Source organism: Exiguobacterium sp. s181 (assembly GCF_018617125.1).
GTDB classification, from domain to species: Bacteria; Bacillota; Bacilli; order Exiguobacteriales; family Exiguobacteriaceae; genus Exiguobacterium; species Exiguobacterium profundum.
The window spans coordinates 851,105-877,819 of the sequence record NZ_JACSJM010000002.1; the positions used below are offsets into that span (position 1 = coordinate 851,105).

Annotated in this window: 29 protein-coding genes; 14 read left to right on the forward strand and 15 right to left on the reverse strand. The window is 48.3% G+C overall.

The window, feature by feature from the left end; all coding sequences use genetic code 11:
• Positions 1 to 12: 12 nt before the first annotated feature.
• The 3 genes from KNO70_RS10825 to KNO70_RS10835 all read left to right on the forward strand — a co-directional run bounded on the left by KNO70_RS10825 (position 13) and on the right by KNO70_RS10835 (position 1,912).
• Positions 13 to 747, forward strand: coding sequence for a hypothetical protein (locus KNO70_RS10825; RefSeq protein WP_214812590.1), 735 nt, complete (start codon positions 13 to 15; stop codon positions 745 to 747).
• A gap of 200 nt (positions 748 to 947) precedes the next feature.
• Positions 948 to 1,460 (forward strand): hypothetical protein, encoded by a 513-nt coding sequence (locus KNO70_RS10830; RefSeq protein ID WP_214812592.1) that lies wholly within the window; start codon positions 948 to 950, stop codon positions 1,458 to 1,460.
• 143 nt (positions 1,461 to 1,603) lie between these two features.
• Complete coding sequence (locus KNO70_RS10835; RefSeq protein ID WP_251030098.1) at positions 1,604 to 1,912, forward strand: NUDIX domain-containing protein; 309 nt, start codon at positions 1,604 to 1,606, stop codon at positions 1,910 to 1,912.
• A 48-nt stretch (positions 1,913 to 1,960) separates the two neighbouring features.
• Here the strand turns inward: KNO70_RS10835 and KNO70_RS10840 are convergent, their stop codons facing one another.
• On the reverse strand, positions 1,961 to 2,671 hold the full coding sequence (locus KNO70_RS10840) for a GntR family transcriptional regulator (RefSeq protein ID WP_214812594.1): 711 nt from the start codon (positions 2,669 to 2,671) through the stop codon (positions 1,961 to 1,963).
• 136 nt (positions 2,672 to 2,807) lie between these two features.
• Here KNO70_RS10840 and bglA point away from each other — a divergent pair, with 136 nt between their 5' ends.
• The 7 genes from bglA to KNO70_RS10875 all read left to right on the forward strand — a co-directional run bounded on the left by bglA (position 2,808) and on the right by KNO70_RS10875 (position 8,457).
• Positions 2,808 to 4,244 (forward strand): 6-phospho-beta-glucosidase BglA, encoded by a 1,437-nt coding sequence (gene bglA / locus KNO70_RS10845; RefSeq protein WP_078146914.1) that lies wholly within the window; start codon positions 2,808 to 2,810, stop codon positions 4,242 to 4,244.
• Positions 4,245 to 4,334: 90 nt separating this feature from the next.
• Positions 4,335 to 5,144: an MBL fold metallo-hydrolase gene (locus KNO70_RS10850; RefSeq protein ID WP_251030099.1), complete on the forward strand. Its 810-nt coding sequence runs from the start codon at positions 4,335 to 4,337 to the stop codon at positions 5,142 to 5,144.
• Between the two features lie 69 nt (positions 5,145 to 5,213).
• Positions 5,214 to 5,537: an ArsR/SmtB family transcription factor gene (locus KNO70_RS10855; RefSeq protein ID WP_214812600.1), complete on the forward strand. Its 324-nt coding sequence runs from the start codon at positions 5,214 to 5,216 to the stop codon at positions 5,535 to 5,537.
• Between the two features lie 189 nt (positions 5,538 to 5,726).
• On the forward strand, positions 5,727 to 6,449 hold the full coding sequence (locus KNO70_RS10860) for an SDR family oxidoreductase (RefSeq protein ID WP_214812601.1): 723 nt from the start codon (positions 5,727 to 5,729) through the stop codon (positions 6,447 to 6,449).
• A 123-nt stretch (positions 6,450 to 6,572) separates the two neighbouring features.
• Positions 6,573 to 6,836, forward strand: coding sequence for an excalibur calcium-binding domain-containing protein (locus KNO70_RS10865; protein WP_159562307.1), 264 nt, complete (start codon positions 6,573 to 6,575; stop codon positions 6,834 to 6,836).
• A gap of 120 nt (positions 6,837 to 6,956) precedes the next feature.
• Positions 6,957 to 7,511, forward strand: a complete 555-nt coding sequence (locus tag KNO70_RS10870; protein ID WP_214757009.1) for a helix-turn-helix domain-containing protein — start codon at positions 6,957 to 6,959, stop codon at positions 7,509 to 7,511.
• The gene (locus KNO70_RS10875; RefSeq protein ID WP_214812602.1) at positions 7,504 to 8,457 is read left to right on the forward strand and encodes an alpha/beta hydrolase; all 954 of its coding nucleotides are present in this window, start codon (positions 7,504 to 7,506) and stop codon (positions 8,455 to 8,457) included. Before KNO70_RS10870 ends, KNO70_RS10875 begins: the two co-directional genes overlap by 8 nt.
• A gap of 36 nt (positions 8,458 to 8,493) precedes the next feature.
• Here KNO70_RS10875 and KNO70_RS10880 read toward each other — a convergent pair whose 3' ends face one another.
• Positions 8,494 to 9,330 carry an alpha/beta hydrolase gene (locus KNO70_RS10880; RefSeq protein WP_214812603.1) on the reverse strand — a complete coding sequence of 279 codons (837 nt, stop codon included), beginning with the start codon at positions 9,328 to 9,330 and terminating at the stop codon, positions 8,494 to 8,496.
• Between the two features lie 185 nt (positions 9,331 to 9,515).
• Here KNO70_RS10880 and KNO70_RS10885 point away from each other — a divergent pair, with 185 nt between their 5' ends.
• Positions 9,516 to 10,274, forward strand: a complete 759-nt coding sequence (locus KNO70_RS10885) for a glucose 1-dehydrogenase (RefSeq protein WP_078146917.1) — start codon at positions 9,516 to 9,518, stop codon at positions 10,272 to 10,274.
• A gap of 15 nt (positions 10,275 to 10,289) precedes the next feature.
• On the opposite strand, the gene KNO70_RS10890 is transcribed toward KNO70_RS10885, so the two are convergent.
• The gene (locus tag KNO70_RS10890; protein WP_214812604.1) at positions 10,290 to 11,084 is read right to left on the reverse strand and encodes a helix-turn-helix transcriptional regulator; all 795 of its coding nucleotides are present in this window, start codon (positions 11,082 to 11,084) and stop codon (positions 10,290 to 10,292) included.
• Positions 11,085 to 11,235: 151 nt separating this feature from the next.
• On the reverse strand, positions 11,236 to 11,496 hold the full coding sequence (locus tag KNO70_RS10895; protein ID WP_214731507.1) for a DUF1294 domain-containing protein: 261 nt from the start codon (positions 11,494 to 11,496) through the stop codon (positions 11,236 to 11,238).
• Positions 11,497 to 11,704: 208 nt separating this feature from the next.
• Here KNO70_RS10895 and KNO70_RS10900 point away from each other — a divergent pair, with 208 nt between their 5' ends.
• Positions 11,705 to 12,493, forward strand: coding sequence for a LysM peptidoglycan-binding and 3D domain-containing protein (locus KNO70_RS10900; protein ID WP_214812605.1), 789 nt, complete (start codon positions 11,705 to 11,707; stop codon positions 12,491 to 12,493).
• Between the two features lie 46 nt (positions 12,494 to 12,539).
• On the opposite strand, the gene KNO70_RS10905 is transcribed toward KNO70_RS10900, so the two are convergent.
• Positions 12,540 to 12,980, reverse strand: coding sequence for a cation:proton antiporter domain-containing protein (locus KNO70_RS10905; RefSeq protein ID WP_078146920.1), 441 nt, complete (start codon positions 12,978 to 12,980; stop codon positions 12,540 to 12,542).
• A gap of 242 nt (positions 12,981 to 13,222) precedes the next feature.
• Between KNO70_RS10905 and cls the strand changes: the two genes are divergently transcribed.
• Positions 13,223 to 14,689, forward strand: coding sequence for a cardiolipin synthase (cls, locus tag KNO70_RS10910; RefSeq protein WP_214688706.1), 1,467 nt, complete (start codon positions 13,223 to 13,225; stop codon positions 14,687 to 14,689).
• 43 nt (positions 14,690 to 14,732) lie between these two features.
• Here cls and KNO70_RS10915 read toward each other — a convergent pair whose 3' ends face one another.
• The 5 genes from KNO70_RS10915 to KNO70_RS10935 form a co-directional block, all read right to left on the reverse strand.
• Positions 14,733 to 15,710: a hypothetical protein gene (locus KNO70_RS10915; protein ID WP_214684264.1), complete on the reverse strand. Its 978-nt coding sequence runs from the start codon at positions 15,708 to 15,710 to the stop codon at positions 14,733 to 14,735.
• Entirely contained in the window at positions 15,707 to 16,735 is a 1,029-nt protein-coding gene (locus KNO70_RS10920) for a DUF58 domain-containing protein (protein ID WP_078146923.1), read from the reverse strand. The genes KNO70_RS10915 and KNO70_RS10920 overlap by 4 nt, the downstream gene beginning before the upstream one ends.
• A gap of 1 nt (position 16,736) precedes the next feature.
• Positions 16,737 to 17,645, reverse strand: a complete 909-nt coding sequence (locus KNO70_RS10925; protein WP_012726321.1) for an AAA family ATPase — start codon at positions 17,643 to 17,645, stop codon at positions 16,737 to 16,739.
• A 113-nt stretch (positions 17,646 to 17,758) separates the two neighbouring features.
• Positions 17,759 to 18,457 carry an amino acid ABC transporter permease gene (locus KNO70_RS10930; protein WP_031423690.1) on the reverse strand — a complete coding sequence of 233 codons (699 nt, stop codon included), beginning with the start codon at positions 18,455 to 18,457 and terminating at the stop codon, positions 17,759 to 17,761.
• A 7-nt stretch (positions 18,458 to 18,464) separates the two neighbouring features.
• Positions 18,465 to 19,313: a transporter substrate-binding domain-containing protein gene (locus KNO70_RS10935; RefSeq protein ID WP_214684263.1), complete on the reverse strand. Its 849-nt coding sequence runs from the start codon at positions 19,311 to 19,313 to the stop codon at positions 18,465 to 18,467.
• 207 nt (positions 19,314 to 19,520) lie between these two features.
• Here KNO70_RS10935 and KNO70_RS10940 point away from each other — a divergent pair, with 207 nt between their 5' ends.
• Positions 19,521 to 20,060: a GNAT family N-acetyltransferase gene (locus KNO70_RS10940; protein ID WP_214684262.1), complete on the forward strand. Its 540-nt coding sequence runs from the start codon at positions 19,521 to 19,523 to the stop codon at positions 20,058 to 20,060.
• Between the two features lie 125 nt (positions 20,061 to 20,185).
• Here KNO70_RS10940 and KNO70_RS10945 read toward each other — a convergent pair whose 3' ends face one another.
• The 5 genes from KNO70_RS10945 to parE form a co-directional block, all read right to left on the reverse strand.
• Positions 20,186 to 20,638, reverse strand: coding sequence for a GNAT family N-acetyltransferase (locus KNO70_RS10945; protein WP_012726325.1), 453 nt, complete (start codon positions 20,636 to 20,638; stop codon positions 20,186 to 20,188).
• A gap of 15 nt (positions 20,639 to 20,653) precedes the next feature.
• A complete protein-coding gene (locus KNO70_RS10950; protein WP_214812606.1) occupies positions 20,654 to 21,367 on the reverse strand; it encodes an MBL fold metallo-hydrolase in 714 nt (237 codons plus the stop codon).
• 11 nt (positions 21,368 to 21,378) lie between these two features.
• Positions 21,379 to 21,996 (reverse strand): NUDIX hydrolase, encoded by a 618-nt coding sequence (locus KNO70_RS10955; RefSeq protein WP_214812607.1) that lies wholly within the window; start codon positions 21,994 to 21,996, stop codon positions 21,379 to 21,381.
• 223 nt (positions 21,997 to 22,219) lie between these two features.
• Positions 22,220 to 24,625 (reverse strand): DNA topoisomerase IV subunit A, encoded by a 2,406-nt coding sequence (parC, locus tag KNO70_RS10960; RefSeq protein WP_214812608.1) that lies wholly within the window; start codon positions 24,623 to 24,625, stop codon positions 22,220 to 22,222.
• Positions 24,626 to 24,627: 2 nt separating this feature from the next.
• Complete coding sequence (gene parE, locus KNO70_RS10965) at positions 24,628 to 26,595, reverse strand: DNA topoisomerase IV subunit B (protein ID WP_214812609.1); 1,968 nt, start codon at positions 26,593 to 26,595, stop codon at positions 24,628 to 24,630.
• Positions 26,596 to 26,715: the final 120 nt, after the last annotated feature.

The following is a 26,715-nucleotide window of genomic DNA, read 5'->3' on the forward strand; positions in this document are numbered from 1 at the left end:
AGGGAGAAACACATGCGACGAATGACGGGCTTACTCATATGTTGTGTCGGACTACTTGCAAACACAACAATCGTATCAGCCGAGATGACTGAATCCTCGGCGGAACGTTTTGCAGATGCATATTTTTATGACATTGTGATGGATCATATTCAGGGAGATGATCCGGCTAATTATCATATGACAGACAGTGAGAACATCTCGTTCGGACCACTACTCGAGACATACGTACCGTCATCCTCTTGTTACAAAACGGGAGAAACATGTACGTTCGTCCCAACGAAAGAATATGTGGCGACCGTCTTTCAAGATGACGAACCGGTCAACGTGATCGGAACATATGAACAAGCAGCGGGTACATATGCGTTCTCAACGTTTGGTTCAGATAAAGAAACCCCGAAAGCGTTGACGGACGTAAAAGGCGATCTCGTGAAGTACACAGAAGAATCGGCTTGGTTTGATTATGATGGGGACATGTTGACGGCGTTGACATCTAATACAAAACAGATGATTAGCGGAGATGAGATTTCAACTGAGGCGTTTCAAGTATTTTTGGTTGAAGAGAATAAAAGGATTGAAGGGGATGCCGAAGAAGGAATGATAGGTGGAGCAGGCGACTCATCATCAGTCCATTCGGATGAGACAGAGTCAAATAAGCCAACATCGAATACCAACCGATTGATTGGCTTTACTGTGTTAGCGATATTGCCATTCGGATATTGGTTCCTCAAGAGACGAAAAGCAACATGATGTCAAAAGACTTATCCAATCATCATAATCCACTAGACTTAGTGGTCATACCGAGTCATGCATTGAGAGACAGAGAAGCAACCTACTTGATTTTTCGCCATTTGGAGAATGAACAGTTTCCATTACTTATAGAACGTAAGCGGACTGTAAGGGATTCGAGAAAACGTCGCTTCTCTTTTAAAAGTCAGGAAGAAGAGCATGTGACGACCAAAACCATCAAAAATCGTGAGGTGTTAGAGTCGGAATTGACGCTTTCTTCAAATGAGGTCATCGTCTTAAGAGGAGAGAGGGATTGGATTCTGAGCTATTCCGAAGACGGGTTGACGCTTCAAGGAAACCAAGTGAGACGTGTCGCGACAACTGGTATTGTCCAAATTGAGACATTTTTTGAACATGTGGTTAGAGGTGCGTTTCCCATCAAATTGGCGTTTGGTTTATGTGGGACGTTTGCTCCATTTGAAAACGTGTTTCGCTTTATATTGCATAACCCAGATTGGAAAGGATTGATTGAAGACGACTTATTGCCTCAGCTTCAGATTCCGAAGGCGAAGAATGTGTGGCAGTCCCTTTCATATCCGACATACGAGCAGACGCTTGAGACGTTCACTATTGAATTTCATCCAAATATACTAGGAAATTTCATACTCGCACATGATGCTAACGATACGTACTATTTCATTGATCATGTGAATGGGGAGATCAAGATTTTTTGAATTCTAAATAAAGAGGGGTAGTGTAGTGAGTTACATACAGCATATGCGTCAATTAATCGGATCGAATCTATTAATCACTGTAGGATGTGGAGTCCTCATCGAACAGGACAATCAAATTTTGTTGCAACACCGAAAAGATCATCATGTTTGGGGAATCATTTGAAGAGACAGCCATCCGTGAAACTCTTGAAGAGACAGGGCTCTCCGTGGATAGTTTGAAACTGTTCGGAATCTATTCCGGTGATGAGGGATATGCCACTTATGAAAACGGTGATCGGGTCTATAGTGTTCAAGTCATCTTTTACACCCATTCATTCTCAGGAGAAATCGCTCAATCGACAGACGAAAGTCACGAACATCGATTTTTCTCAAGAGAAGACCTACCACGATTACATCAACGTCGGTTCATTGACGATTGGGTCGAACAGGTCAATCTCCCGGTCGTGAAGTGATATTCATCTTGCGACGAACAACCCCTCATGCGCGCATGAGGGGTTTCTTCACATATAGGGTCCGTTCGCCTGAATGACGAACTGGGAATGTGCGTAGTGGTACGTGATCCGTGAATAGTCAAAAGGCTTACCGTTCGTCAGATGAAAGATCGTTTCGATGCGAAGTGTCGGATCATTCTCTTGCAATCCGAGGTGGCCTGCTTCAACTTCCGTCAATCGATCGACCTGTAGATACATGTCAGAAAACCCAATCGTGACGCCGAGCGCCGATTGCACGTAATCGAAAATCGAGTCCGCCACAATCTCGCGATTCAAATAAGGGACGATGGCTTTCACATAATAGGATTCCTCATGACAGAGCACTTCCCCGTCCACATATCTCACCCGTTCGACCCGGTACACATCGTCAGACACGCCAATCCCGAGGTTCTCGGCCACCAACGCATCTGGTTTCATAACAGACACATCAATCACACCAGACGTCAAGACACGGTCTCCGAGATTGCTCTTGAATCCTTGGGTGGAGAAGAGGCTCATATAGCCGGGGCGATTATGTCGTCTGACGAAGATGCCGCTTCCCCGCAGTTGAAAGATGACCCCTTTTCGTTCGAGCAGCTCTAAAGCTTTCGTGATGGTGCTCTTACTCACTGCATATTCATTCATCATCTGCTCCAGGACAGGGAGCTTATCGCCTTGTTTTAAGTTTTGTTCGTGGATGTATTGTTCGATTTCATTTGCGATTTGTTGGTATTTTAGCATCGTCATTCCTCACTTTTTCGTCACTGATTTCATTATATCATGAGAAAACAAAAAATGTTTAAGTGTATCGACCTTGTTAAATTGTACCGGTACAATTATACTTGACGTGTACGATTCATGTGAAGGAGGACTTACAATGAAGACATTACCGAACGATTTTCTATGGGGAGGCGCGCTTGCCGCTCATCAATTCGAGGGCGGTTGGGACGCTGATGGCAAAGGACCGAGTGTCGTCGATGTCTTGACGGCAGGTGCACACGGCGTCGCTCGCCGGATCACAGACAAGGTCGAACCGAATGAATTCTATCCGAACCATGAGGCGATTGACTTTTACCATCGTTATAAAGAAGATGTGGCCCTCTTTGCTGAGATGGGATTGAAATGTTTACGTACTTCCATCGGATGGAGCCGCATCTTCCCGAATGGTGATGATGCAGAACCGAACGAGGCGGGTCTCCAATTTTATGATGACTTGTTCGATGAGCTACTCAAACACGACATCGAACCGATCATCACACTGTCGCATTTTGAGATGCCGCTCCATCTTGCCCGTGAATACGGGGGATTCCGAAATCGTGAAGTCGTCGAGCATTTCGTCCGCTTCGCTGAGGTCTGCTTTGACCGTTACAAAGACAAGGTCAAATACTGGATGACGTTCAACGAAATCAACAACAAGATGGACGTCAACAATCCACTCTTCTTATGGACGAATTCGGGAGTCCTCTTAGAAGAAGGGGAGAACGCCCGCGAAGTCATGTATCAGACTGGGCACCATGAACTGATTGCGAGCGCTCTCGCCGTTGCCAAAGGGAAAGCCATCAATCCTGACTTCGAGATTGGAGCGATGGTCTCTCACGTACCGATTTATCCGTATTCATCAAACCCAGATGACGTCATGCTCGCCGAAGAGATGATGCGTCAACGCTATTTCTTCCCGGACGTACAAGTACGCGGCTTCTATCCGAGCTACGCCTTGAACGAGTTCGAGCGGGAAGGGTATAACATCCCAATCCTTGAAGGGGACGAAGAAATCCTACAGAAGGGAAAGGTCGATTATCTCGGTTTCAGTTACTATATGTCGACGACCGTGAAGAGTGACGTTGTCGCGGACAACAGTGGCGATATCGTCAACGGTGGTCTGCCGAATGGGGTCGAGAACCCGTATATCCAGTCGAGTGACTGGGGATGGGCGATTGACCCGGTCGGACTCCGTTATGTACTCAACCGACTCTATGACCGGTACCAAATTCCGCTCTTCATCGTCGAGAATGGATTCGGTGCCGTCGATGAGATTGTCGACGGAAAGATTCATGACAAAGCCCGAATCGATTACTTGAAGGCCCATATCGAACAATTGAAGCAAGCCGTCCTCTATGACGGGGTCGACTTGATTGGTTACACACCTTGGGGCATCATCGACATCGTCTCGTTTACGACAGGAGAAATGAAGAAGCGGTACGGAATGATTTACGTCGACCGTGACAATGAAGGGAACGGATCGATGGAGCGGATGAAGAAAGACTCGTTCGACTGGTACAAACAGGTCATTGCGACGAATGGAGAGAATCTCTAAATAAGGGTGAGCAAAGAACTGTGAAATGTCTGCAGGTCTTTGCTCTTTTTCGATATAATGAAGAAAAGTGAAAAATTGGAGGGACGCATGATGCAAATAAAGAACTATGGACCGGTGACGGGTGTTTGTGCCAACGTAAAGAACGGTCCATTCGAGATGTCGATGTATGTGTATTATATCGACGGGATGCTCATCGATACGGGAACACGCACGATGCTACCCGAACTTCAACCGTTTTATGAGTCGGTTCCAATCGATCTTGTCAGCATCACGCACCCCCATGAAGATCATATCGGAACGGCAGCCTGGCTTGAACGGTCATACGGTGTCCCAATTTACATACGAGAATCCGCCAGGGACATGTGCCGGACGGGGCTAGATATCCCAGATTATCGGGCACACTTCTCAGGAGACCCCGAACCGTTTCAGCCGATTGCCTATTATGACAATCAGATCACATCAGAACATCATACTTATCAGGTAATCCATACACCTGGTCATGAACCGAATCACGTCGTCTTATACGACGAGGAGAACGGTCGGCTGTTCTCGGGTGATTTGTTCGTCCATCCTTATCCGAAGGTGATGATTCCGGAGGAGTCGGTACCTGAACAGATTCGTTCTCTCAAACGTGTTCTGAGTCTTAATTTCGAGGAAGTTTATTGCCAACACGCCGGGCATCTCGAACAGGGAAGGGAGCAACTGACCAAAAAGCTCGATTATCTAGAACGTTTGACTGATAACGTGATAACAAAAACTGCAGCGGGCTACAACATTGACGACATCAATGCCCAGCTCTTCCCCGAACCATCGCCGCTCGTCAAAATCTCCAAGCGGGATTATGACTCGAGACACATGATTGCAAGCATTCTACGTGAAGTGTACGAACAACTTCGTTGACAGAAGGCGGATCACCTAGTATTCTTAGTACAGGATTAAACGTTTAAACTTTTAAACGGAGTGATGAATATGAAACAATCAGATGCCACACCCGAAGTCTCGTTATCTTTATTTGAAGATGCGATTCCATTGTTCCAAGTATTAGCCGATGTCAATCGTCAACGCATCATCGTCGAGATCGCCAAACATGAACGCTTAAACGTCAATCAGATTGATGAGAAGATTGAGTTGTCTCGACCGGCCATCTCGCATCATCTCAAACTACTTCGACAAGCGGGCATCGTCTCATCAGAGAAAGTCGGGACAGAGAACTTTTACTTCCTGACGCTCGAGAACGCGGTCGGACTGCTGAAGGCACTGACACGAGCGATTGAAGACGAATGCATCCTTTGACCTTTCTTTTTGGAAACAGGGAGAAAGGCTTCTTTTTCACCAATGAGTTTAAAAGTTTAAACATATAAACATTATAAGGGAATGAATATGAACCAAAAACAAACGATTGTCATCACAGAAGCATCGAGCGGAATTGGCCGAGCGACGGTCGAACTATTCAGCAAACGAGGCTGACATGTCGCCGCTACGATGCGAAGACCTGAAGATCATCAAGAACTGTCTCACCTAAAAGAGGTGTCTCTCTATCAACTAGATGTGACGAACGAGACGAGTATCCGAGAGACATTTAAACAAATCGTCTCGGATCACGGAACGATGGATGTGTTGTTGAACAATGCTGGATACGGAGCGGTCGGAATTTTCGAGGAAGCCTCTCCCGAACAGATTCAACGGAAATTTGATACGAACGTATTCGGGGTCATGAATGTGATCCGGACAGCACTGCCATACTTCCGTAAACAGCGGAGCGGACGGATCGTGACCGTTTCCTCCGTCGGTGGACAGATCACATTCCCAATTTACAGCTTGTATCACAGTTCAAAATGGGCGATTGAAGGATTCATCGAATCGCTCCAGTTCGAGTTGGCACCTTTCAATATCGACATGAAATTGATTGAGCCGGGACCGATTAAGACAGACTTTTACGGTCGTTCCCAAGAACTCGTCCGTGACCAACCGCTCGATGTATATGATGGCTACACAGAGGTTGCGCTCCATAACACGAATGCCGCTGGTGCGAACGCCGAAGGTCCAGACGTTGTCGCTGAGACGATTTGGCGAGCCGCGACCGAACGGAAGAAACGACTCCGTTTTCCAGCAGGTAAACAAGCGGGCCTTTTGATTGCCCTCAAGCGTTATCTTCCGAACCGGGTATTCTTCGCGATTGTCCGAGGTGTCGTTGAAAAGAAATAATGAATCATATCCTTTTTGTTTTCTATAGAAACTATAGAAAATGAGAAGGATTTTTTATGTCGTTTTGAGAATGATTCAACTCACACAAAATTACCCGATATACCATCTAAGAGGAGGGATTTCATGAAAAAAGTCATGCTAGCACTTTCAACATTCATTCTAGTCATCGGATTGTCTTCAACACCGACAAAATCAGTAGATGCAGCGGTCAAGACATTTAAAAACTGTACAGAGTTAAACAAAACGTATAAAGGTGGTGTAGCCAAGTCAAAGACGACGAAAAATAAAGGTGGTAAGACACGTTACACGCCATATGTAAGTAAAGCACTATATGACGCGAACAAAGCACGTGATCGCGACAAAGATGGAATCGCCTGTGAGAGATAAGAACATGTATATAGCCGCCAATGAGGGCGGCTTTTTATATGGACGTAGACACATATTTGGACGCATGATATTATCATAAGTAATAATGTTATCAAATTTGATAATAATGAGGTGAAGATGATGAATCAAGACGTTTTAAAAAGTCTGTTAAACCCGATTCGCATGAAAATTTTTCAGCACGTTCTCATGAACGAGCAAGTGACGACCGGAGAGTTGGCAAAGTTGCTTCCCGATGTGCCCCAAGCGAGCCTCTATCGCCATATCAACAAGATGGTACAAGACGAGATTTTATCTGTCGCAAGTGAGAACAAAGTACGTGGGGTGTATGAAAAAGTGTACGCGATTCAAAACAATCCATTGACCGCTGTCAATCAAGTCGTCGAAGAGGAAGATCGTGAACAACTATATAAAATATGTTACACGTTCGCGATGTCACTGCTCATGGATTTCGGAGACTATTTAAAGCGGGACAAAATCGACCTTCAAGGAGACAAGGTCGGCTTTCGGAGTATCCCACTTTATCTGTCTGATGCCGAGAGTGATCGATTCCTAAGAGGTCTCTACGATCTCTTAGAGGGAGTGCTCAAGCATGAACCATCTGAAGAACGTACGTTGCGGAAATTCTCCTACACGTTCATGCCGGTAGAAGAAAAGGAGGAGATGGATGATGTATAAACAAGAAAATGTGTTAATTCAAGGGGAAACAACCATTGCTGCCACCATAACGACACCCGATCAGGAACGGTCGTCCTTTCCAGCCATCGTCCTCATCGGAGGAACGGGAGGATTGGACCGTGACGGAAACGGTACCGGCTTCAAGTCAAACTTGTATAAAGACTTAGCTGAATGGCTGACGATACAAGGATTCATCACATTACGCTATGACAAACGGGGGATTGGCAAGAGTGGTGGCAATCGACATAGCGTCGGTCTAACAGGACTCGTTGATGACGTGTCGGCGGTCGTCCGTTATCTGAAATCTCATGACCATGTCTCACAAGACGTTTTATTTCTCGGCCATAGCGAAGGATGTATCGTCGCGACACTCGCAGCAGAACGTGAATCCGTTTCTGGTCTCGTCCTGTTGTCTGGTGCCGGTGTCGCCTTGAAGACGAGCATGCAGGAACAGGCACATGCTTTGCTCGAAGAAGTGGGACGTACGAAAGGGATCAAGGGTAAACTGCTGCGCTTTAGCTTGAATGAGAAGTCGGTCGTCGGGAAACAACAAAAACTGTTCGAGCGCGTCACAACAACGGATCAGGATACGATGCGGATCCAGCTGATGAAGTTCCCTGCCAAATGGTTACGGGAGCATCTTACACACACAGACGTGTCACTTCGAGAACGATTGGTTCAATTGAACATTCCGACGCTCGCACTGACAGGAGACCGGGACGTTCAAACGGACGTCGAGCATCTAGATGAGCTCGCCGCACTTCACGTAGAGCATATCGAGGTACAAAAGATTAAGGACATGGACCATATGTTGAAACATTTCGATGGTGAGATGAGTATTTTGGACGTGAAAAAACATTATCGTTCACAACTCAGTGAACCGCTCCATCCTGAGCTACAGCATCAACTTCACGACTGGCTAAAGCGCCACGACTGGGCATCATGACGAACAAGACAGCGGAAACCTCTCCGCTGTCTTGTTTTATGTATGTAAGAACCGCTCAACATTTTCCATCGAGAAATGACGGCTCCATTGAACAAAGTGTCCACCTGGTACGGCAATCAATTGTACAGAAGGATGAAGCAGTCGTTCCGCTCGTTTGACATGATGGAGCGTTCGCTTCGCCTCCTTCAAATCAATTCCCGTGAAATCCGCATAATACAGGTGCGTCGGGACTTGGACGCGTCGTAACAAGTCCTTAAAATCCAATCCATCATAACCAAACAACAAGTGTAAGCCACCGGTCGAAAGACGGGCCGATTGCTCGACAGCAGAACGAATCGATAACGTCGGCTCGACCCCGATTCGTCGACAGAACAGTTGGAACCGCTCTTCAGAAAACGTGGGGTCACTCTTATTCACTTTCGTTTCAATCCAGTTCAAGAGGCGTCGTGGTGAATGGTGATACAGTAGACGTAAAAGCGGTAAGGCGAATCCGAAGATGCCATATTCCCGATATGGTAGCATAGCGTTCGGTTTATGTCCTTGGTCGAGAAGTATCAAATGCCTGACTTGGTCTGGATAATGGACTGCATGAGCCAGGGCGATGGCACCTCCCATCGAATGACCGATTAGTCGAACCGATTCAAGGTGTCGTGAGATTCGATACGTCTCGACCCAGTCCGCGAGTACTTTGGACGTGGCGAATGTATGTAGTCCCTCACTTTCACCAAATCCAGGTAGATCTAACAGGTGAACTTCGAAATCGTTATGTAATGCTTCGGCAAATAATTGGCCTTGTGACCCAGTGAATCCTCCACCGGGAAGGAAAAGTACAGGTTCACCTCGACCATGGACGGTTGCATGGAATTGTCTCACGTCATCTCTCCTTTATAAAATGGAGTGCTTTCCATTCAAGTATAAAGATTGCTGGGAGTCAATTGAAGAAAAATCGCCATGTTTCTCAGGAGGCTCGCAACCAAATGTGGGTATAACATAGTGACAGGCAGATTACTGTCATCACACATCGTATACGTTCTGACCTTCCAAAGGAGGAATGAGGAATGAAGCTTTCAGGAAAAACGGCAATTGTCACTGGCGCAGGTTCAGGCATGGGGCGAGCCATCGCCAAACTGTTTGCGGAAGAAGGCGCACGAGTCGTCGCCTTCGACTTGAATGAAGATGCTGTGCAGGCGGTAGTTGATGAAATCAAAGCAGCGGGTGGGGAAGTTCTTGGCATTGCTGGTAACGTGACGAATCAAACGGATATTGACAAACTCGTCGATGCGGCGAAAGACACGTTCGGCTCGGTCGACATTCTCGTCAATAACGCGGGAATCATGGACAACTTCATGACGGTGGGAGAAGTGACGGATGAATTATGGGACCGTGTCCTTGGCGTCAATTTGACCGGACCGATGAAACTTTCACGTGCCGCCATCCAAGTGATGGAGAAGCAGAACCGGGGTGGCGTCATCATCAACAATGCATCGGTCGGAGGATTATTCGGTACACGAGGTGGTGCAGCGTATGTGGCCTCAAAACATGCGTTAATCGGATTGACGAAGAACATCGCGGCGACACATGGCACGCTCGGTAAGATTCGGGCCAACGCCATCGCACCGGGTGGCATCAATACGAATATTGGGTCAACCATCACAGCACCGAGCGAACTTGGGATGCGCGCCATTCAAGGGGCGGGGGAAGCCCCGATGGGAGAACCAGAGCAAATAGCGAACGTCGCCCTCTTTTTAGCATCGGATGATTCGAGCTTCGTGAATGGTGATGTTTTGAAGGCAGATGGTGGGTGGACCGCAAGATAAAGAAAAGAGCCGAGATTACTCGGCTCTTTTCCTTTGGTATTGTTTTCGATAGGCGAGCGGGGTGATTGAATGATGTGCTTTGAATGTCTGTACGAAGTGACTGACGCTTGAGTAGCTCAGGCGATTGGCGATGTCAGCAACCGATTCAATCGAATCCATTAATAGAGTTGCGGCCCGGTCCATCCTTTTAACTTGGACATACGCAAGTGGAGAGGTGTTCCCGAACGTAGTAAACAACCGACAACATTCACTGCGACTTACATTACCCGCAGTCGCGATTCGAGCTAACGTGGGCTTATCTTCTAGATGAGACTCGATATAAGCGAGCATCAGACGAAGGCTCTGCCGTTTGCTCTCATTCTTCATCACTTCACCCTCTTGCTGAATCCAATAGCGCCAGATGACCGTACACTGCAGTGTGGCATCCATCAATGCGAGTGGTCCGTCCGCAGATAGATGTTGCACAGCGCGTTCAATCGTCTGAATGATCGATTGATTCACGCGTTCCTGCTTTAACATATGGATGGATTTTTCGGAAGTAAGATACGGTGTTACATATCGTTTCACCAACTCGGGATGGAACAATTCGTCCGGATCAAACTCAAGAAGCCTCATCTGCGACGATTCCTCGATTTTCTCCACCATCACACTTTGTCCTTGAGCCAAGAGAAGGGCTTCTCTTGAATGAAGAGTAAGGCGCATTCCGTTCACCAAAATCACGGACGTCCCAGACTCGCACAAAAGAACAGTGAAGCGATCCGTCACCCGTAGAGTCAATGGGCCGTGACGAATCATCTCGATACTATTCAAAATAGTCTTCCTCCTCATTTCGGAATTTTCCCGACATTTCATTTCGATTGTTCACGGAGAAACACTTTAGAACGAGCATGAAATGGGACGAACCCGATATTTCTCATCACCATCCAATAATAGATGTGATCAAGTTTCTTCTATATAAGGATTAAAAGATCAACCATCCTGTGAACGCAGCATGCACGAGAATCGCGACAGGTACCCCAATCCGGAATTTCGGCTTCAATGTCTTATGTCGGAAGATGCGCATCGCCACATAAGCACCGAACGCCCCACCAATCCAAGCCATCGTCAGCAATGTTCGCTCCGAAATACGCCAAGCTCCCACGCGAGACCGTCGTTTATCGACAAAATATGACACAAACGCTAGTAAATTAGTCACAATGTAATATAGCAGTAATAGTTCCAAAGACCAAAACCTCCTTATTTCTCTCCTTATTATATCTTAGAATGGCTCTAGAAAGCCGTTTTTATGGATTAAAACAATTTTCTGAATCCTCTCATCCTCGTGAATTGTTCTGTAAATGAACTGATAACACTCTCATATCGTCCTGTAATCGCTGTGAAATATACAGGTGTTACAGTAAGGGGGCGTTAGAAAAGGGAGGAATATTCTTATGAAAAAACCACTATTGACACTAACGGCACTCGCTGGCCTTAGTTTAGGAGTCGCTGCTCCAGCTTCGGCAGCATCAACACACACAGTTCAGTCTGGAGATACACTCTATCGTATCGCCGTGAACAACAACGTCTCTGTAAATGACATCAAACAAGCGAACGGCTTAAACTCAAATATGATTTATCCGAACCAAGTCTTGAAACTTGGAAAGGCAGAAGCGAAATCACAAGCTTCTACTGCATCTAAAACGTATACAGTTAAATCAGGTGATACACTTTATCGTATCGCATTGAACCACGGGGTCTCTGTCAATCAATTGATGACTTGGAACGGTCTTAATTCAGATCTTATTTTCCCTGGACAAGAGTTCGCCGTGAAAGGTGCAGCCGCTGCATCTGTAGCGAATGATGCGAAGACAACAACACCGAAGACATCGACATCAGCACCAGTTACGAAAACTGCATCGTCTACAACGCAAACCCAAGCTCCGGCTTCAGGTCAGACAATGACAGTGGAAGCGACAGCTTATACACCATATTGTGCAGGATGTTCTGGTATCACAGCGACAGGAATCGACGTTCGTTCGAACCCGAACCAAAAAGTCATCGCGGTTGACCCTTCTGTCATTCCGCTCGGCTCTAAAGTATGGGTTGAAGGATACGGAGAAGCCATCGCAGGAGACACTGGTGGTGCCATCAAAGGAAACAAAATCGATATCTTGATGCCGACACAAGAGCAAGCACTTGCTTTCGGTCGCCAATCAATCACAATCAAAGTCTTGAACTAATTCAAGCTGATTAAAGACACTGCCATCGGGCGGTGTCTTTTTTTGTCTATATCTTCTCCCAAGGATTCTTCACTTTCGTCAGTCCGAGTCGCTTCGCGAGTGGTTTAATCGTCAATCCATGTAGGGCGACAGAGGTTACGACTAAACCGAGTGTGATTGGCAACATCCGTTCCGCATCTTCAATTCCCAGTTCGGCAATCTCTTGTGCAAAGAAACCGGTCACCGTCATCGCAACAATACCTCGAGGGGCAATCCAGCTGATGAGTGCCCGTTCTTGCGCGGATAGTGGAGAACCGAGGAGCGACGTCTGCACCGAGATCGGTCGGACAAAAAATAAGATTCCGAGAATCGACAAGAGGAGAGGCCAGTCGAAAATGGCGAGTAAACTATCACGTGTCAAACTTGCCGTCAGAATGATGAAGACTGTCGAAACCAGTAAAATCGAAATGTTCTCTTTAAACTCACGAAGCTGTTTCAGAATATGCATATGTCCATGCTTTGAATTTGCATCCCTGCAACCGTCATAATCAAGAAGGCTGGGAAGTCAAAACGCCAAGCGAGTCACTGCGAAAGTGCACCGATGAGGACAAGTAAGCTGAACCCAATCATCATGTCTTCCATAAGCTTCCCCCGTTTCTTCACTTCTTCATTAATGTATACCCAAATCAGGAAAAACATTTGCTAAGATAGTCTGATTTCGGGTAAAAATTGAAAAAAGGGAGGGATACCATGGAAGTGACTATCGGACTCATTATCGTCATCATGACTTGGCTCATCTTATTGCTTAACCTCACGTTTGCAATCACCATTATCTTTTTTGAAAGGCGTGACATTGGAACGACTTGGGCGTGGTTACTCGTCCTCTTCTTCTTGCCTCTCATCGGATTCTTCGTCTACATCTTCTTCGGTCGATTGATCAAATCTCAAAACTTTTATGAAGTCGAAGAAGAGAAACGTGAAGCGTATCATCATCATGTGGCGGAGCAACTTGACCAATCGGACCAATCCATGGCACCGTTCAATCATCCACTTCTATTGAAGCACCGACGACTCGCACGATTGAATCTCGTATCGACGAATGCGATGATGTCTTTCCAGAACGATATCGACGTCCTTCACGACGGAAAAGAGAAGTTTGATCTACTGTTTAGAGATATTGAACAGGCGACGAAAGAAGTGAACATTCAGTATTACATCATCCAAAACGATGCGCTGGGTCAATCGTTAATTCGCTTATTGACCGAAAAGGCAAAACAAGGATTACGTGTCCGACTCCTCTACGATGCGGTAGGCTCGAGGGGACTGAGGCACAAACACTTTAAGGACCTGCTGGCCCACGGTGGGAAAGTCAAATCGTTCTTTCCGTCCAAACTCGGCATCAACTTCCGCGTCAACAATCGAAATCACCGAAAGCTCTGCGTCGTTGACGGAGAACTTGGTTATATCGGCGGCTTCAACGTCGGGGATGAGTATCTTGGAAAGGATGAGCATTTCGGTTATTGGCGAGATGTTCACTTACGAATTTCAGGCGACGCCGTTAAGGAATTGCTCGAACGATTCATCCTGGATTGGAATCGCTCTGTCCCGACACGAACGAAGGCACAGAAAGACGACTTTGTTTGGCCAATCGAAGGAATTGCTCGTCATGCGTCCCCGGTTCAAATCGTGACATCGGGTCCAAACTCGTCGACGGAGCATTTAAAGAATATGCTCGTCAAAATGATCACCCAGTCGAAAGAATGTATCTATATCCAGACTCCCTACTTCATCCCGGATGCAAGTTTCCTTGATGCCTGTCGAATCGCCCTGATGGCGGGTACTAAGATCAAACTGATGATCCCGAACAAGCCCGACCATATGTTTGTCTACTGGGCGACCTATGCGAACGCTGCGGAGCTCGTACGTTACGGGGCAGAAGTGTTCACGTATGAGGAAGGATTCCTTCATGCGAAAACGCTCGTCATTGACGGAGAAGTCGCATCAATTGGGACGACGAACATCGACGCCCGAAGTTTCCGCCTCAACTTTGAAATTTCAGCGCTTGTCTTCGACAAAGCCATCGCTCAGTCCGTCATCGATGCGTTCGAGCGAGACGAGGCACGCGCTGAGCGGCTAACAATCGAACGATATGAATCGAGGACACGTTGGATTCGCTTCAAAGAGAGCGTGTCCCGCCTTCTCAGTCCAATTTTATAATGAAAAACATCCGGTCAGAAGGAACTCCTCTGCCGGATGTTTTTTAGCGTTTATTAACTTGTTCAACGAGTCGTTCGAATGAATCACTGATTGCTTGTGGCGCTTCCTTGTCCCCATACTCTGCGGCCTCTAACCAATCTGCATAAAGCCTGTGGTCCGTGAACTCGATTCGCTGCAACCAATCAGCCACCGTCTCTTCCCGAAGACGTGGGTGCTGCTGTTCTAACTTTCGTCCCGTCTCAAGAAGGCGAATCTGGCGAGGCGAGCGGACAATCCGCTTATCTGAGAGTGTCGGGTGGTGAATACTCCTAGGAATCATTCCATCTTCCTGGATGTCTTTTCGCTTCTGCAGATAGAAGAACAATCCTACTCCAAGAAGCAAGATCATTACAAACACTCCGATATAGAACAGCGAGTTATTCGATGCGGACGCGAGCAATGTCTCTTGCGCCACTGTCTCCGCATCTAGGTTCGGGTTATTCGGTACGAGGAAGCGGTTTACGCGATCATTCGGGTCGAGTACGATTCCATCAAACCAGCTCCCAATCCACAAAAAGAATGGAGTGATCCAGGCGACGACATTACCAAACAATAGCTCTTTAATCGTACGAATGATGAGAGAGACAATCAGCCCGATGCCTAGGCCGACGGTCAACATCGTCACCATCCGCTTGTAGTCGCGACGGTAATACAGGTTTCGTTGCCAAATCAAAAAGATGAACGGAAAGAGCACCATCGCGAGCGATTGCGATGCCGGGGGGAATAACCAGTCCGCCACCAAAAACAATACGCTCGCCATCGCGTAACGGTCCGTCCAATCCAACGTCCGAATGAATGCATGAACGTATGTGAATATCAAAAGCATGATGCTCATCTCATAAGAGAAATAAAGGGCACCGACGCTCATGATCGTCTGCACAATCAGTTGTGTATTCCGAGGGAGACGAAGTGTCAATAAGAAGAGCAATGGAAACACGTGCCCGATGTAAAATGCTGCGAAGACCCACCATAACCATCTCATTGACCGTCACCCCCCAAGCGGAGAATCGACTGATTCCCACTGTATTTGGCGACCTTTCGTTCAAACAAGGAGCGAGCAAGCGGAAAATCACTCTCGGACAGACAAGCGAACGTCGTCATAATCTTCCGAAAATGTACCTCACCACTTCCCGGTTGAAGGTCATACGTGATTCCATCCTTCGTAAGCGTCGGGACAATCAGACCGTAACTCGCATTTTCTTTCTCGAAATCACGGCATAATGCGGCAGCTTGCGAGATGAGGCGCTCCATCTGATAGGTGAGGGCACGCCCATCCTTCGTCAACAAGTCGAGGACGATGACATATTCATTTGCTTGTACCGGTTGCTCGGTACGGGCCAGCAGTTCGCCCGTCTTCGCATAGGCAGACCAATATAGCTGTCGCATCGGTTGCCCGTGATATGGGGTGACCGACTGGAACGTCTCCGGGTCACGATAGGCACTATGACGGACCATCTCCTCACCCGGGAGAGTAGGGGGACGTTTCGGGATCGGATAGGGCGAAAACTCAGGGAAGACGTAGCCGATGCGCGGGAGTGAGTCCTCTTTATAGAGCGAGAACATGCGCAACGGATCCCGGATTTCCATCCCGATGGCTTCAAGGCGGATTGGACCACGTTTCTTCGCATAGAGTGGGATTGTGAAGTCCACGGTCGCATTCGTCTCGACAAAGTTCTCCTGACGCCAAAACGCATGTCCCTCTGATTCCACGGTCGGATGCAAATAGCCGGATAGGCGGACAACGCCAAGCGGCACTTTTGCCGTCGACACGAGCTTTAAAACATAGACGGCCTCGTCGTTCGGAAAGAGTTTCATCTCTTCTGTGAGGTCGACATGGATTTGTTCTGCCAATCGAAACATGAAAGATGGCATGACCAGTGCATAGAGACTAAAACCGATCAATAGACTCGCAATCAAGACGTTTCCATAAAGTGCCGTGAAGACCCCGACGACGAACAGGAGCCACATATAGCCGGACTCGAGATAGCGTGGGCTGACTAACTGCATCTTACACCTCTGAAGGGACCGGGATGGTCTCGAGTACAGATTTGATCAACTTTGACGGCTTCGTCTTCAGCGACGCTTCGACCGTCAAGACGATTCGATGCCCTAAAATCGGAAGCGCGAGTGCCCGAATATCTTCTGGTGAGACATAGTCGCGTCCTTCCATATAGGCATGAGCCCGAGCTGCCATCGTATACGCGAGCGTCGCACGTGGACTTGGTCCAACCTCGATGTCACGATGATGACGAAGTGACTCCATCAAATCCAGTAAGTAATCTTCCATCGCCTCGTGGAATCGGACATCTCGTACCTCTTGCTGCATCTTTAACAATTCGTCCTGTTGCAGAGAGAAGGATTCTGAAGCGAGATGCTCATTGCGAATCAGTCGTCGTTCGGAATCCCGTGAGAGGGGAGCAAGTGTCAATTTGAATAAGAAACGGTCCAATTGAGCCTGCGGGAGCGGGAACGTCCCTTGCCCGTCGAACGGGTTTTGTGTAGCAATCATAAAGAATGGTTCCGGTAACTTGAGCGACACTTCCCCGAGTGTCACTTGACGTTCCTGCATCGCCTCGAGCAACGCTGATTGTGTACGTGGTGTCGTCCGGTTGATCTCATCGACAAGTAGAATCGACGTGAAAATCGGACCCGTCCGGCGTTCGAACGCCCCGGTCGTCGGATTGAACAACTCCATTCCTAATATGTCACTCGGCAATGTATCCGGAGTACATTGTACACGCTGGAATGTCGCCGAGATGGAGCTTGCTAAACTACGGGCGAGTGTAGTTTTGCCTGTGCCGGGACGGTCCTCGAGTAAAACGTGACCTCCCGAGAGTAGCGCAATCGAAGCGAGCTTGATGGCTTTCGATTGACCAATGACTTGATCATTCAAATGTGAAACCCATGGATGGTTCATTCAAAATCCCCCTATATTTTTCTGATAATTAAGAAAATCATAGCATAATCGGTTCAGGAGATGTATCAAAAATCAAATTCACTAAAAAAGACCGACCGGCATAAGCCAGTCAGTCAACGTTTCGGAGTATCTAAATATCGTTCAAAATGACGTTCGAGCCATTCTTGGAAGAAGGACATGAACGTACAGATTGCCCAGTAGATCAACGCCACGACGATATACACTGTCATGTAGTCGAACTCCCGACCACCGACGATCTTGGCCTTGTTGAAGATCTCAGGTACCGTGATCATCGCGGCGAGCGAACTGGCTTTAATCAAATCGAGAAAAACGTTCGAGAGCGGCGGAAGGGCGATCCGTGTCGCCTGTGGTAAGACGACCCCCTTCAATGTTAGCCATTTCCCCATCCCGAGTGAACGAGCCGCCTCCACCTGTCCGTCATCGACCGCACGAATCGAGGAGCGGATGATCTCAGCGATATAGGCGGCGGAATTCAAACTGAATCCGAGAATGGCTGCCGTCAAAGCGGCGAACTCGATCCCGATGAACGGGAATCCCGAATAGAGGATGAACAGAATGATCAAGATGGGTACGCCACGCATGAACGAGATATAGAAAGTTGACGGGTATCGAAGGAGTCGTGTCGGAGACAACTTCCCGAGCGCCAACAAAAGACCGAGCAAGAGACCAAAAAACATACTGACGAACGAAATCCAAAGCGTATTCGGTAATCCACCCAATAGATAAGGAAATGATTGAATCGCCAGGTCTACGTCAAAGATGGCGTCCCATTTAATATCTGAGAACGTCATGCCGTCATTACTTCGTTTCGACGATTGTTGCGTCTACGTCTGGTTCTACCGAAACATCCGCGCCATTGTAGAATTGCTCAGATAGTTTCTTGACCGTACCATCTTCAAGCATCTTATCTAGTACACGGTCGATATTCTCCTGGAGCTCGTCATTTTCTTTGTCCATCAAGAAAGCGACTTCTTGTGGGTTATAGGCGATATCCGGGTGAATCGTGATATCAAACTCAGGGAAGAAGGCAAGGGCCAACGTCTGAAGGTAATAGTCATTCAAGATGACATCGGTCCGTCCTGTTGAAACGTCGCGCAAGTACTGATCGTTCGTCGCGTTGTCATAGATGACTTCTTCTGCACCATATTCTCGAGCCACGTCCATGAAGACAGTCGTCGCCTCACCAGCGGCTTTCTTACCTTTCAAATCCTCGAGTGATTCGATTCCAGAGAGGTCGCTCTTGCGAACGATGGCCGTCCCGTACGTGTATTTATACGGTTTTGAGAAGGCAAACTTCTCTTTACGGTCTTCTGTTACCGAGATATCATTCGCTGCCACGTCGATTTGACCGTTCTGTACACTCGTCAACATGTTGTCAAATGCCGTTTCTTTGAATTCGATCTCGAGGTCAAGACGCTTGGCGACTTCTTTCATGAGTTCGACATCAAATCCTGTCAACGTGTCACTCTCTTCTTCACGGAAAGAAGCGGGGTAGAGGGTACCGGCCGTACCGACCGTCAATGTGCCTTCTTCTTGAATCTCTTCCCAGCGTGTCGTATCTGCTTGATCCGTGCTATCATCACCACAAGCAGCAAGTGGGATTGCTAAAAATAAAGTTGCTGCCAAACCTTTAGTCGTTCGTTTCACAAGAATTCCTCCTTAGATGGTTCATCTGTCTAAAAATAGCATGACTTGAGCGGTCTAGCAACTGTGAAGCATGTATTAAACAGGTGAATTTAAAATTTGAAACGTTTATTCATAAAGCGTTATCATTCCTATGAATGCTAAATTCACAAGAATGATACAGAAGTAAAAATTAAGTGAGACAGAATCGATATTGAGGAGGCAGAGCGTATGAGTTTGATTCAAATCATTGCCTTAGATGAGGCGCATATTCATATTGTAAACGATGCAAATGATCCTTTTCCGATCATCGGACGAATCATGCCAAGTTATATGGATGGAAAATGGACATATGTCGAAGAATTAGATGAAGAAGTCAGAGAGATAACATTTCCGGACGATCGATTAGACTGGAAACAATATATCGAACATGACAGTCGCATCCTGTTTTTAGCGATGGATGCAGATGAATGTGTCGGACAAATCCGACTCGTGAAGGATTGGAATCGATTTGCATACATTGAAAATATCGCGGTCCGTCAAACACATCGTAAGCGTGGAATCGGAAAACTGTTGCTTGAAACAGCCGAACAGTGGGCAAAAGAAAAACAGCTGATCGGCTTATCGCTTGAAGCGCAGAACGATAACTTGATTGCATGTCGCTTTTATAGAAAAGAGGGATTTCAACTCGGAGGCGTCGACACGATCAAACAATACGCGAATCCACAAATCGAGTTGACCTTGTATTGGTACAAGATTTTTAAGGAATAGGGAGCTTTAAAATAGAGAAAAAATTGCTCTATTTTTTATTAGTTTACATAACATATATTATCAGTAAAAATAATATCTCATCTCATTATATTAGTATACTTATGATAGTGAGATGAGATTTGAATTTAAGACGTATGCGTATACCGGATCAATGTGACGCCATGTTCTGGTTCGAATTCGGCACTCGGTTCAAATCCAAGTTTCGTATACAGACGCTTCGCCGGTCCGTTATGCTTGCCCGTATGCACGTAAATCAACTTTCCTTTGTGAATGCTCAATATGTGTTCGAGTAACGTCGTCGCCAGTCTCGCCCGAAAGTATGTCGGGTCGATACATAGTTTCGTGATTTCAACAGTTTTCTCAGATGCTTCCACCGTGACAAACCCAATCAACCGCTCCTCGATATATAAGCCATAACTCGTGCCTGGTAAGTTTTGAATGACATCAATCGTCTCATAGCGCGCTGGGATTTCGTCAAACCCGAGCAGTTCCGCTTCGACCGCATAAGCGTTACGTTGAATCTCGAGCATCTGTTGGGCTTGCTCAAATTGATGAATGGCAACTTCTTTCAGCTGCATGGTGCAACCCTCCCGTTAACGGATAAACTTTCTCGCCTGCTTCCGTTTCGCCCGTTTCAACGCCAAATAGAGCCGGTGTGTCCCTTTGAGTGGCGGACCGTGCCCTACGAAAGTAAGGAGTGGTGACAAGTCCACTAGCCGCTCCGCACTCTCGACGGCAACGGACCGATTCCATGTCGCGAGTCCTGGTAATGGGAATAACGGCCGAACATCTCCCGCTACCGCTGCCCCTCCCTGAGTTTGAAAAGCGTCACCTGCAAATAATACCCGATTTACCTCGTCATAGTACGCAATTGACCCTGGTGTATGACCCGCTGCATCGAGGACACGTAAACCGAATAACCGCTCACCAATATCTAGTACCGCATCCGGTGTAGAACGAATCGTCGGCAAAGAACCACGAATCTTGTTCTGCTCTTCTTCCTCTAGCGACCGATCTCCCAATAAGAGGCGGGCATCACGTCGGGAGATGAAGAGTTCAGCGAGCGGATGCTCTGCTTTGATGGTGTCCACCCCACCGACATGATCCCCATGAGCATGCGTTAACAATATCGCGAGGAGTGGCTTGTCTAGCTCGGCGATATACGATAGGATATCGGTCGCGTTCCGCTCCAGCGCCGTGTCGATCAAGACGAGTCCGAGCTCATGCTCAAACAGTTGAACGTTGATTGGCAGTACGGGAGCGTAAAAGGTCAGTTGATGGATATGTCCATATCGTCTTACTTGCATCATTGAGCCTCCTAGTCGAATAAAGTGGTCCAGTCTTCTTCTTGCCAATGCGCGTCAAAGCACATATGAATCTGTTCGATCGTATTTCGGGCAAGGGAGAGCTCAGGTAAATCGTCTCGTTCAAAGAAACCGACGTCACTCGTCTCCACGCCGGCGCTCCCCTCCCCGTCACCAATCAGTGCACACTCGATGAAAAGTTTGTAATAATGCTCCGAGAGAGGTGGGTGTGGATGTTCATGCATATCGAACAAGGCGAGCAACCGTACTGGAATCACATCCAGGCCAGCCTCTTCCTCTACTTCTTTGATGATATTCGAGGCAGGAGAGCGATTCACTTCACAGAAACCGCCGGGTAAGGTCCACAAACCATCTGATCGCTCCTTCACGAGCAGGATTCGGTCATCTTTGAAGATGACGCCTCGCACATCAAGTTTCGGAGTCGGATAACCGTCCACATGAACGAGTTGTAAGATGGCCTCGTTCGATAAGTCCGAGTGCCGTTCATACATCTCTCTTGCGATTTCTTGTAACTCTTCGTACCGTTCTCGGTCATATTGATCACGCGTGAACGTCAGACCGGCCTGAGACAGCGCCTGAATTCGTTTCGCCCATGTCAGCCATTGAGACATATAGATCCCCCTATCTTTTGTCCTACATGTCTTTTTCGGCAAATCGATGCATTCTTCCTTTTCAGAACCCACATTCTCTGATGTCAGCTTTCCATCACGTATACGAATAACAATTGGTCGAGATGCACACGCGGCACCATCGACGACAACAACGCGATTTAGAGACATGGCTACGACAAAAAGACCTGTGAACGGCGAATCAGCCAAATCACAGGTCTTTTGATTAATTGAGATACACGTCCTCGATTTCACCGAACGAGTCTTCGTCAAAGACGAACGAGCCGTTGGCATAGCGATCGAGTAGCGTAAGGGTTTTTGTCTTCACTTGTTTTGCTTTTTCTTTCCCGACGATATGAAGCGTCTCATCCCCATGTACTGGAAGCACACGACGGATTTGGTGTGGTTTTGATTTGACCTCACGAATGAGCATCGTCCCACGAAGGTTGCGGTTCGTACAGTCGAACTGGTCCTCGAGTTTCATCTTCTTGACCGCTCCCCGTTGCGTCACGAGAACGAACAACGGTGGCGTGAAGAAGGAGAAGGCATCGGCGACGAGGTCACCGTCTTTCAGGTTCATCGCCTTCACACCGGCTGCCCGCTGTCCGACGACAGGGACATCATCCTCTTTGAACCAGAGACCGTATCCACGCTCTGAGACGAGGAACAACTGCCCTGGACCGTCACTGATTCCGGCGAAGACGACCTCGTCGTCACCTTTCAGCTTCAAGGCCATGAGTGGTTTCGATTTCCGCTGCGCGTCGTAGTCGCGTAACGGTGTACGTTTGATCATCCCGTCTTTCGTCACGAAGAGGCAATGGGCGTCCGTATCGAACGTCGAGACGACGTCTGCCGAGATGACCTGTTCCCCTTCAATCGGGACGAGGTTGGCGACGTGTTGTCCGGCATCCTTCCACTTCGATTCTGGAATCTGATGGATCGGGATGAGGAGGTAACTACCCTTGTTCGTCCAAACGAGCAAGTGGTCCGTCGTCATGGCTTGTGTCGTGAGAAGCGGACGATCCTTCTCTTTCATCTCGGGCAAGACGTCACTCGACGCTCCATACGAACGCATCGAGGCACGTTTGACGTACCCGTCGCGGCTGACGAATACCATCGTCTCTTCGACAGCAATCATAACTTCCGTCTTCAGTTTCAATTCTTCGACTTCCGACTCGATCACCGAACGACGGTCATCTCCGAACTCGTCACGCAATGCCGTAAGTTCTTTCACGATCAACTTCCGTTTTGTCGCGTCCACGTCGAGGATGTTTGTAAGGCGGGCAATCTCTTTTTGGAGCGCCTTTGCTTCTTTTTGCAACTCGACGATATCCGTGTTCGTGAGTCGATACAACTGGAGCATGACGACGGCTTCAGCTTGTCGTTCCGTGAATGAGAACCGCTCCATCAGTTTCTTCTTCGCGTCCGCCTTGTCTTTGGCGGAACGAATCAATTCGAGTGTCTCATCGAGGACCGAGATGGCTTGTTCCAAGGCATCGACGATTTCAGCGCGTTTCTTCGCCTGTTCAAGCTCAAACGTCGTCCGGCGTGTCACCACTTCTTCGACGTGCTTCAAATAGGCGTCAATGATTGGGATGATGCCCATCTGCTTCGGCGTCCGGTTCACGATGGAGACCATATTGTAGTTATAGGCGAGCTGCAGGTCCGTATGCTTCAAGAAGAAGTGAAGGACACCTTCCGCGTCCGCTTCTTTCTTCAATTCGATGACGACTCGAAGACCCGTCCGATCCGTCTCATCACGGACTTCCGCGACACCTTCGACTTTTTTATCGAGACGGAGCTCTTCCATCTTTTTGACGAGATTCGCCTTATTCACTTCATACGGAAGTTCTGTGATCGTGATCTGTTCACGGCCACCTTTTAATTGCTCAATCTCGGACTTCGCCCGGATGATGACCTTCCCTTTACCGGTCTCGAACGCTTTTAAGATACCGTCTTTGCCCATGACTGTCCCACCAGTAGGGAAATCAGGACCCGTGACGTACTCGAGTGCGTCTTTCGCCGTATCGACCTGGCCCTTCAAGCGTGCGATGGCGAGGTTGAGGACTTCTGTCAAGTTATGCGGTGGGATTTCCGTCGCATAACCAGCTGAGATCCCTGTCGTTCCGTTCATGAGAAGGTTCGGAAGGAGCGACGGCAAGACGAGCGGTTCTTCCGTAGAATCATCAAAGTTCGGTGTATAATCGACCGTATTTTTCGCAATCGACGTCAGCATGACACCGGCAATCTTCGAGAGACGGGCTTCCGTATAACGCATGGCCGCTGCTGGGTCACCGTCCATCGACCCGTTGTTCCCATGCATATCGATGAGCGGATACCGGAGTTTCCAATCTTGCGAGAGACGTACCATCGCCTCATAGACGGACGAGTCACCGTGCGGGTGATAGTTCCCGATGACGTTCCCGACCGTCTTGGCGGACTTCCGATAGGGCTTATCGTTCGTATTCCCCTCGTGGTGCATCGCATATAGAATCCGGCGCTGTACAGGCTTGAGTCCGTCACGTGCGTCCGGTAAGGCGCGGTCTTGGATGATATATTTTGAGTAACGCCCGAACCGGTCTCCAACGACCTGTTCGAGAGATAGGTTTAAAATGTGTTGAATCGTCGACATTGTTACATCACTTCCTCAATCGCTTTAGTCACATGTTCATTGGCGATGATCGAATCATCTTCCTGGAGTCCGAAGGCGACGTTCTCCTCGATCCACTCACGGCGATGCGTGACGTTGTCACCCATCAAGACCGATACACGCTTGTCCGCGACAGCCGCGTCGTCCACCGTGACACGGATGAGCGTACGGGTATCCGGATTCATCGTCGTCTCCCATAACTGGTCCGCGTTCATCTCACCGAGACCCTTGTAGCGTTGGAGGATATAGCCTTTCTTATACACTTTGACGAGCTTCTCGAGCGCCTCTTCGTCCCAGGCATAGTCGAACTGTTCGGACTTGCCTTTCCCTTTTGAGATGCGATAGAGCGGTGGCAAGGCGACGAACACACGGCCCGCCTCGACGAGCGGTCGCATATAACGGAAGAAGAACGTGAGAAGGAGCACTTGGATATGCGCACCGTCCGTATCGGCATCCGTCATGATGATGATCTTGTCGAAGTTGCAGTCATCCAAGTCGAAATCGTGACCGACCCCGGCGCCGATTGCATGGATGATCGTATTGATTTCTTCATTCTTCATGATGTCCTGAAGTTTCGACTTTTCTGAGTTGATGACCTTCCCGCGTAGTGGGAGGATGGCTTGGAACGTACGGTCGCGCCCCTGTTTGGCGGAACCACCGGCCGAATCACCCTCGACGAGGAACAGTTCGTTCTTGGAGGCATTCTTCGATGTCGCCGGCGTCAATTTCCCGTTCAAGATGCTCGAACGTTTCTTTTTCTTCCCGTTACGTGCCTCTTCACGGGCCTTTCGAGCCGCCTCGCGAGCCTGAGCCGCACGAATCGCCTTCTTGATGAGCATTGTCGCCATCTGAGGGTTCTCTTCTAGGAAGATTGTCAGTTGCTTCGCCATGACGCTATCGGCACTCGCACGCGCCTCCGGGGAACCGAGCTTCGATTTCGTCTGCCCCTCGAACTGGAGGAACTCTTCCGGGATCCGGACCGAGACGATGAGCGTGAGTCCTTCACGGACATCACCGCCGTCGAGATTTTTATCTTTCTCTTTGAGCAGTCCGTTCTTACGGGCATACTCATTCATGATCCGGGTCATCGCCGTTTTGGCACCGACCTCGTGCGTTCCACCATCGCGTGTCCGGACGTTGTTGACAAACGAGAGCACATTTTCGGAATAGGCATCCGTGAACTGAAACGCGAGTTCGATCTCGATCTCGTTCTCTGTCCCTTCGAAATAGACGATCGGATGAAGCGTCGCCTTGTCGTCGTTCAAGTATTGGACGAACTCGGCAATCCCTTCCTCGTAATGGAACGTCTCTTGCTTCTCCGTACGCTCATCAGTGAGCGTGATCGTCAATCCTTTTAAGAGGAAAGCCGATTCACGGAGGCGTTCGGCGAGCGTGTCATAGTTATACGTCGTCGTTGAGAAGATGGTCGCATCCGGTTTGAAATAGACACTCGTGCCGGTTTGGCGTGTCTTGCCTGTCTCAATCAGTGTCGTTTGAGGCACACCGCCGTCTGCAAAGGTCTGTTCGAACACTTTTCCGTCACGATAAATCGTCACGACGACCTTGCTTGATAGGGCGTTGACGACCGAAGCACCGACGCCGTGGAGTCCACCAGACGTCTTGTATCCGCCTTGTCCGAACTTTCCTCCAGCGTGAAGGACCGTAAAAATGACTTCTGGGGTAGGCTTTCCAGAGGCGTGCATTCCTGTCGGCATCCCGCGGCCGTGGTCACGGACCGTGATGGCATCATCCTTATGAATCGTCACATCGATTTGACCGCCGAACCCGGCGAGCGCCTCATCGATCGCGTTGTCGACGATCTCATAGACGAGATGGTGAAGTCCGCGATGGTCGGTTGACCCGATGTACATCCCCGGTCGTTTCCGCACGGCCGTGAGTCCTTCGAGCACCTGGATGGCGTCTTCATTGTAATTAAATAGATCTGTTGACATAGCAGTCACCTCAATTTCGAACACACGTTCGTTTTTCTTTCCTATTGTATAGCTGTTCATCGATTCTGGCAAGCCTCCCTTGTCAGCCATCGCTGAAAAAAAGGAGACCTACCAAGGAGG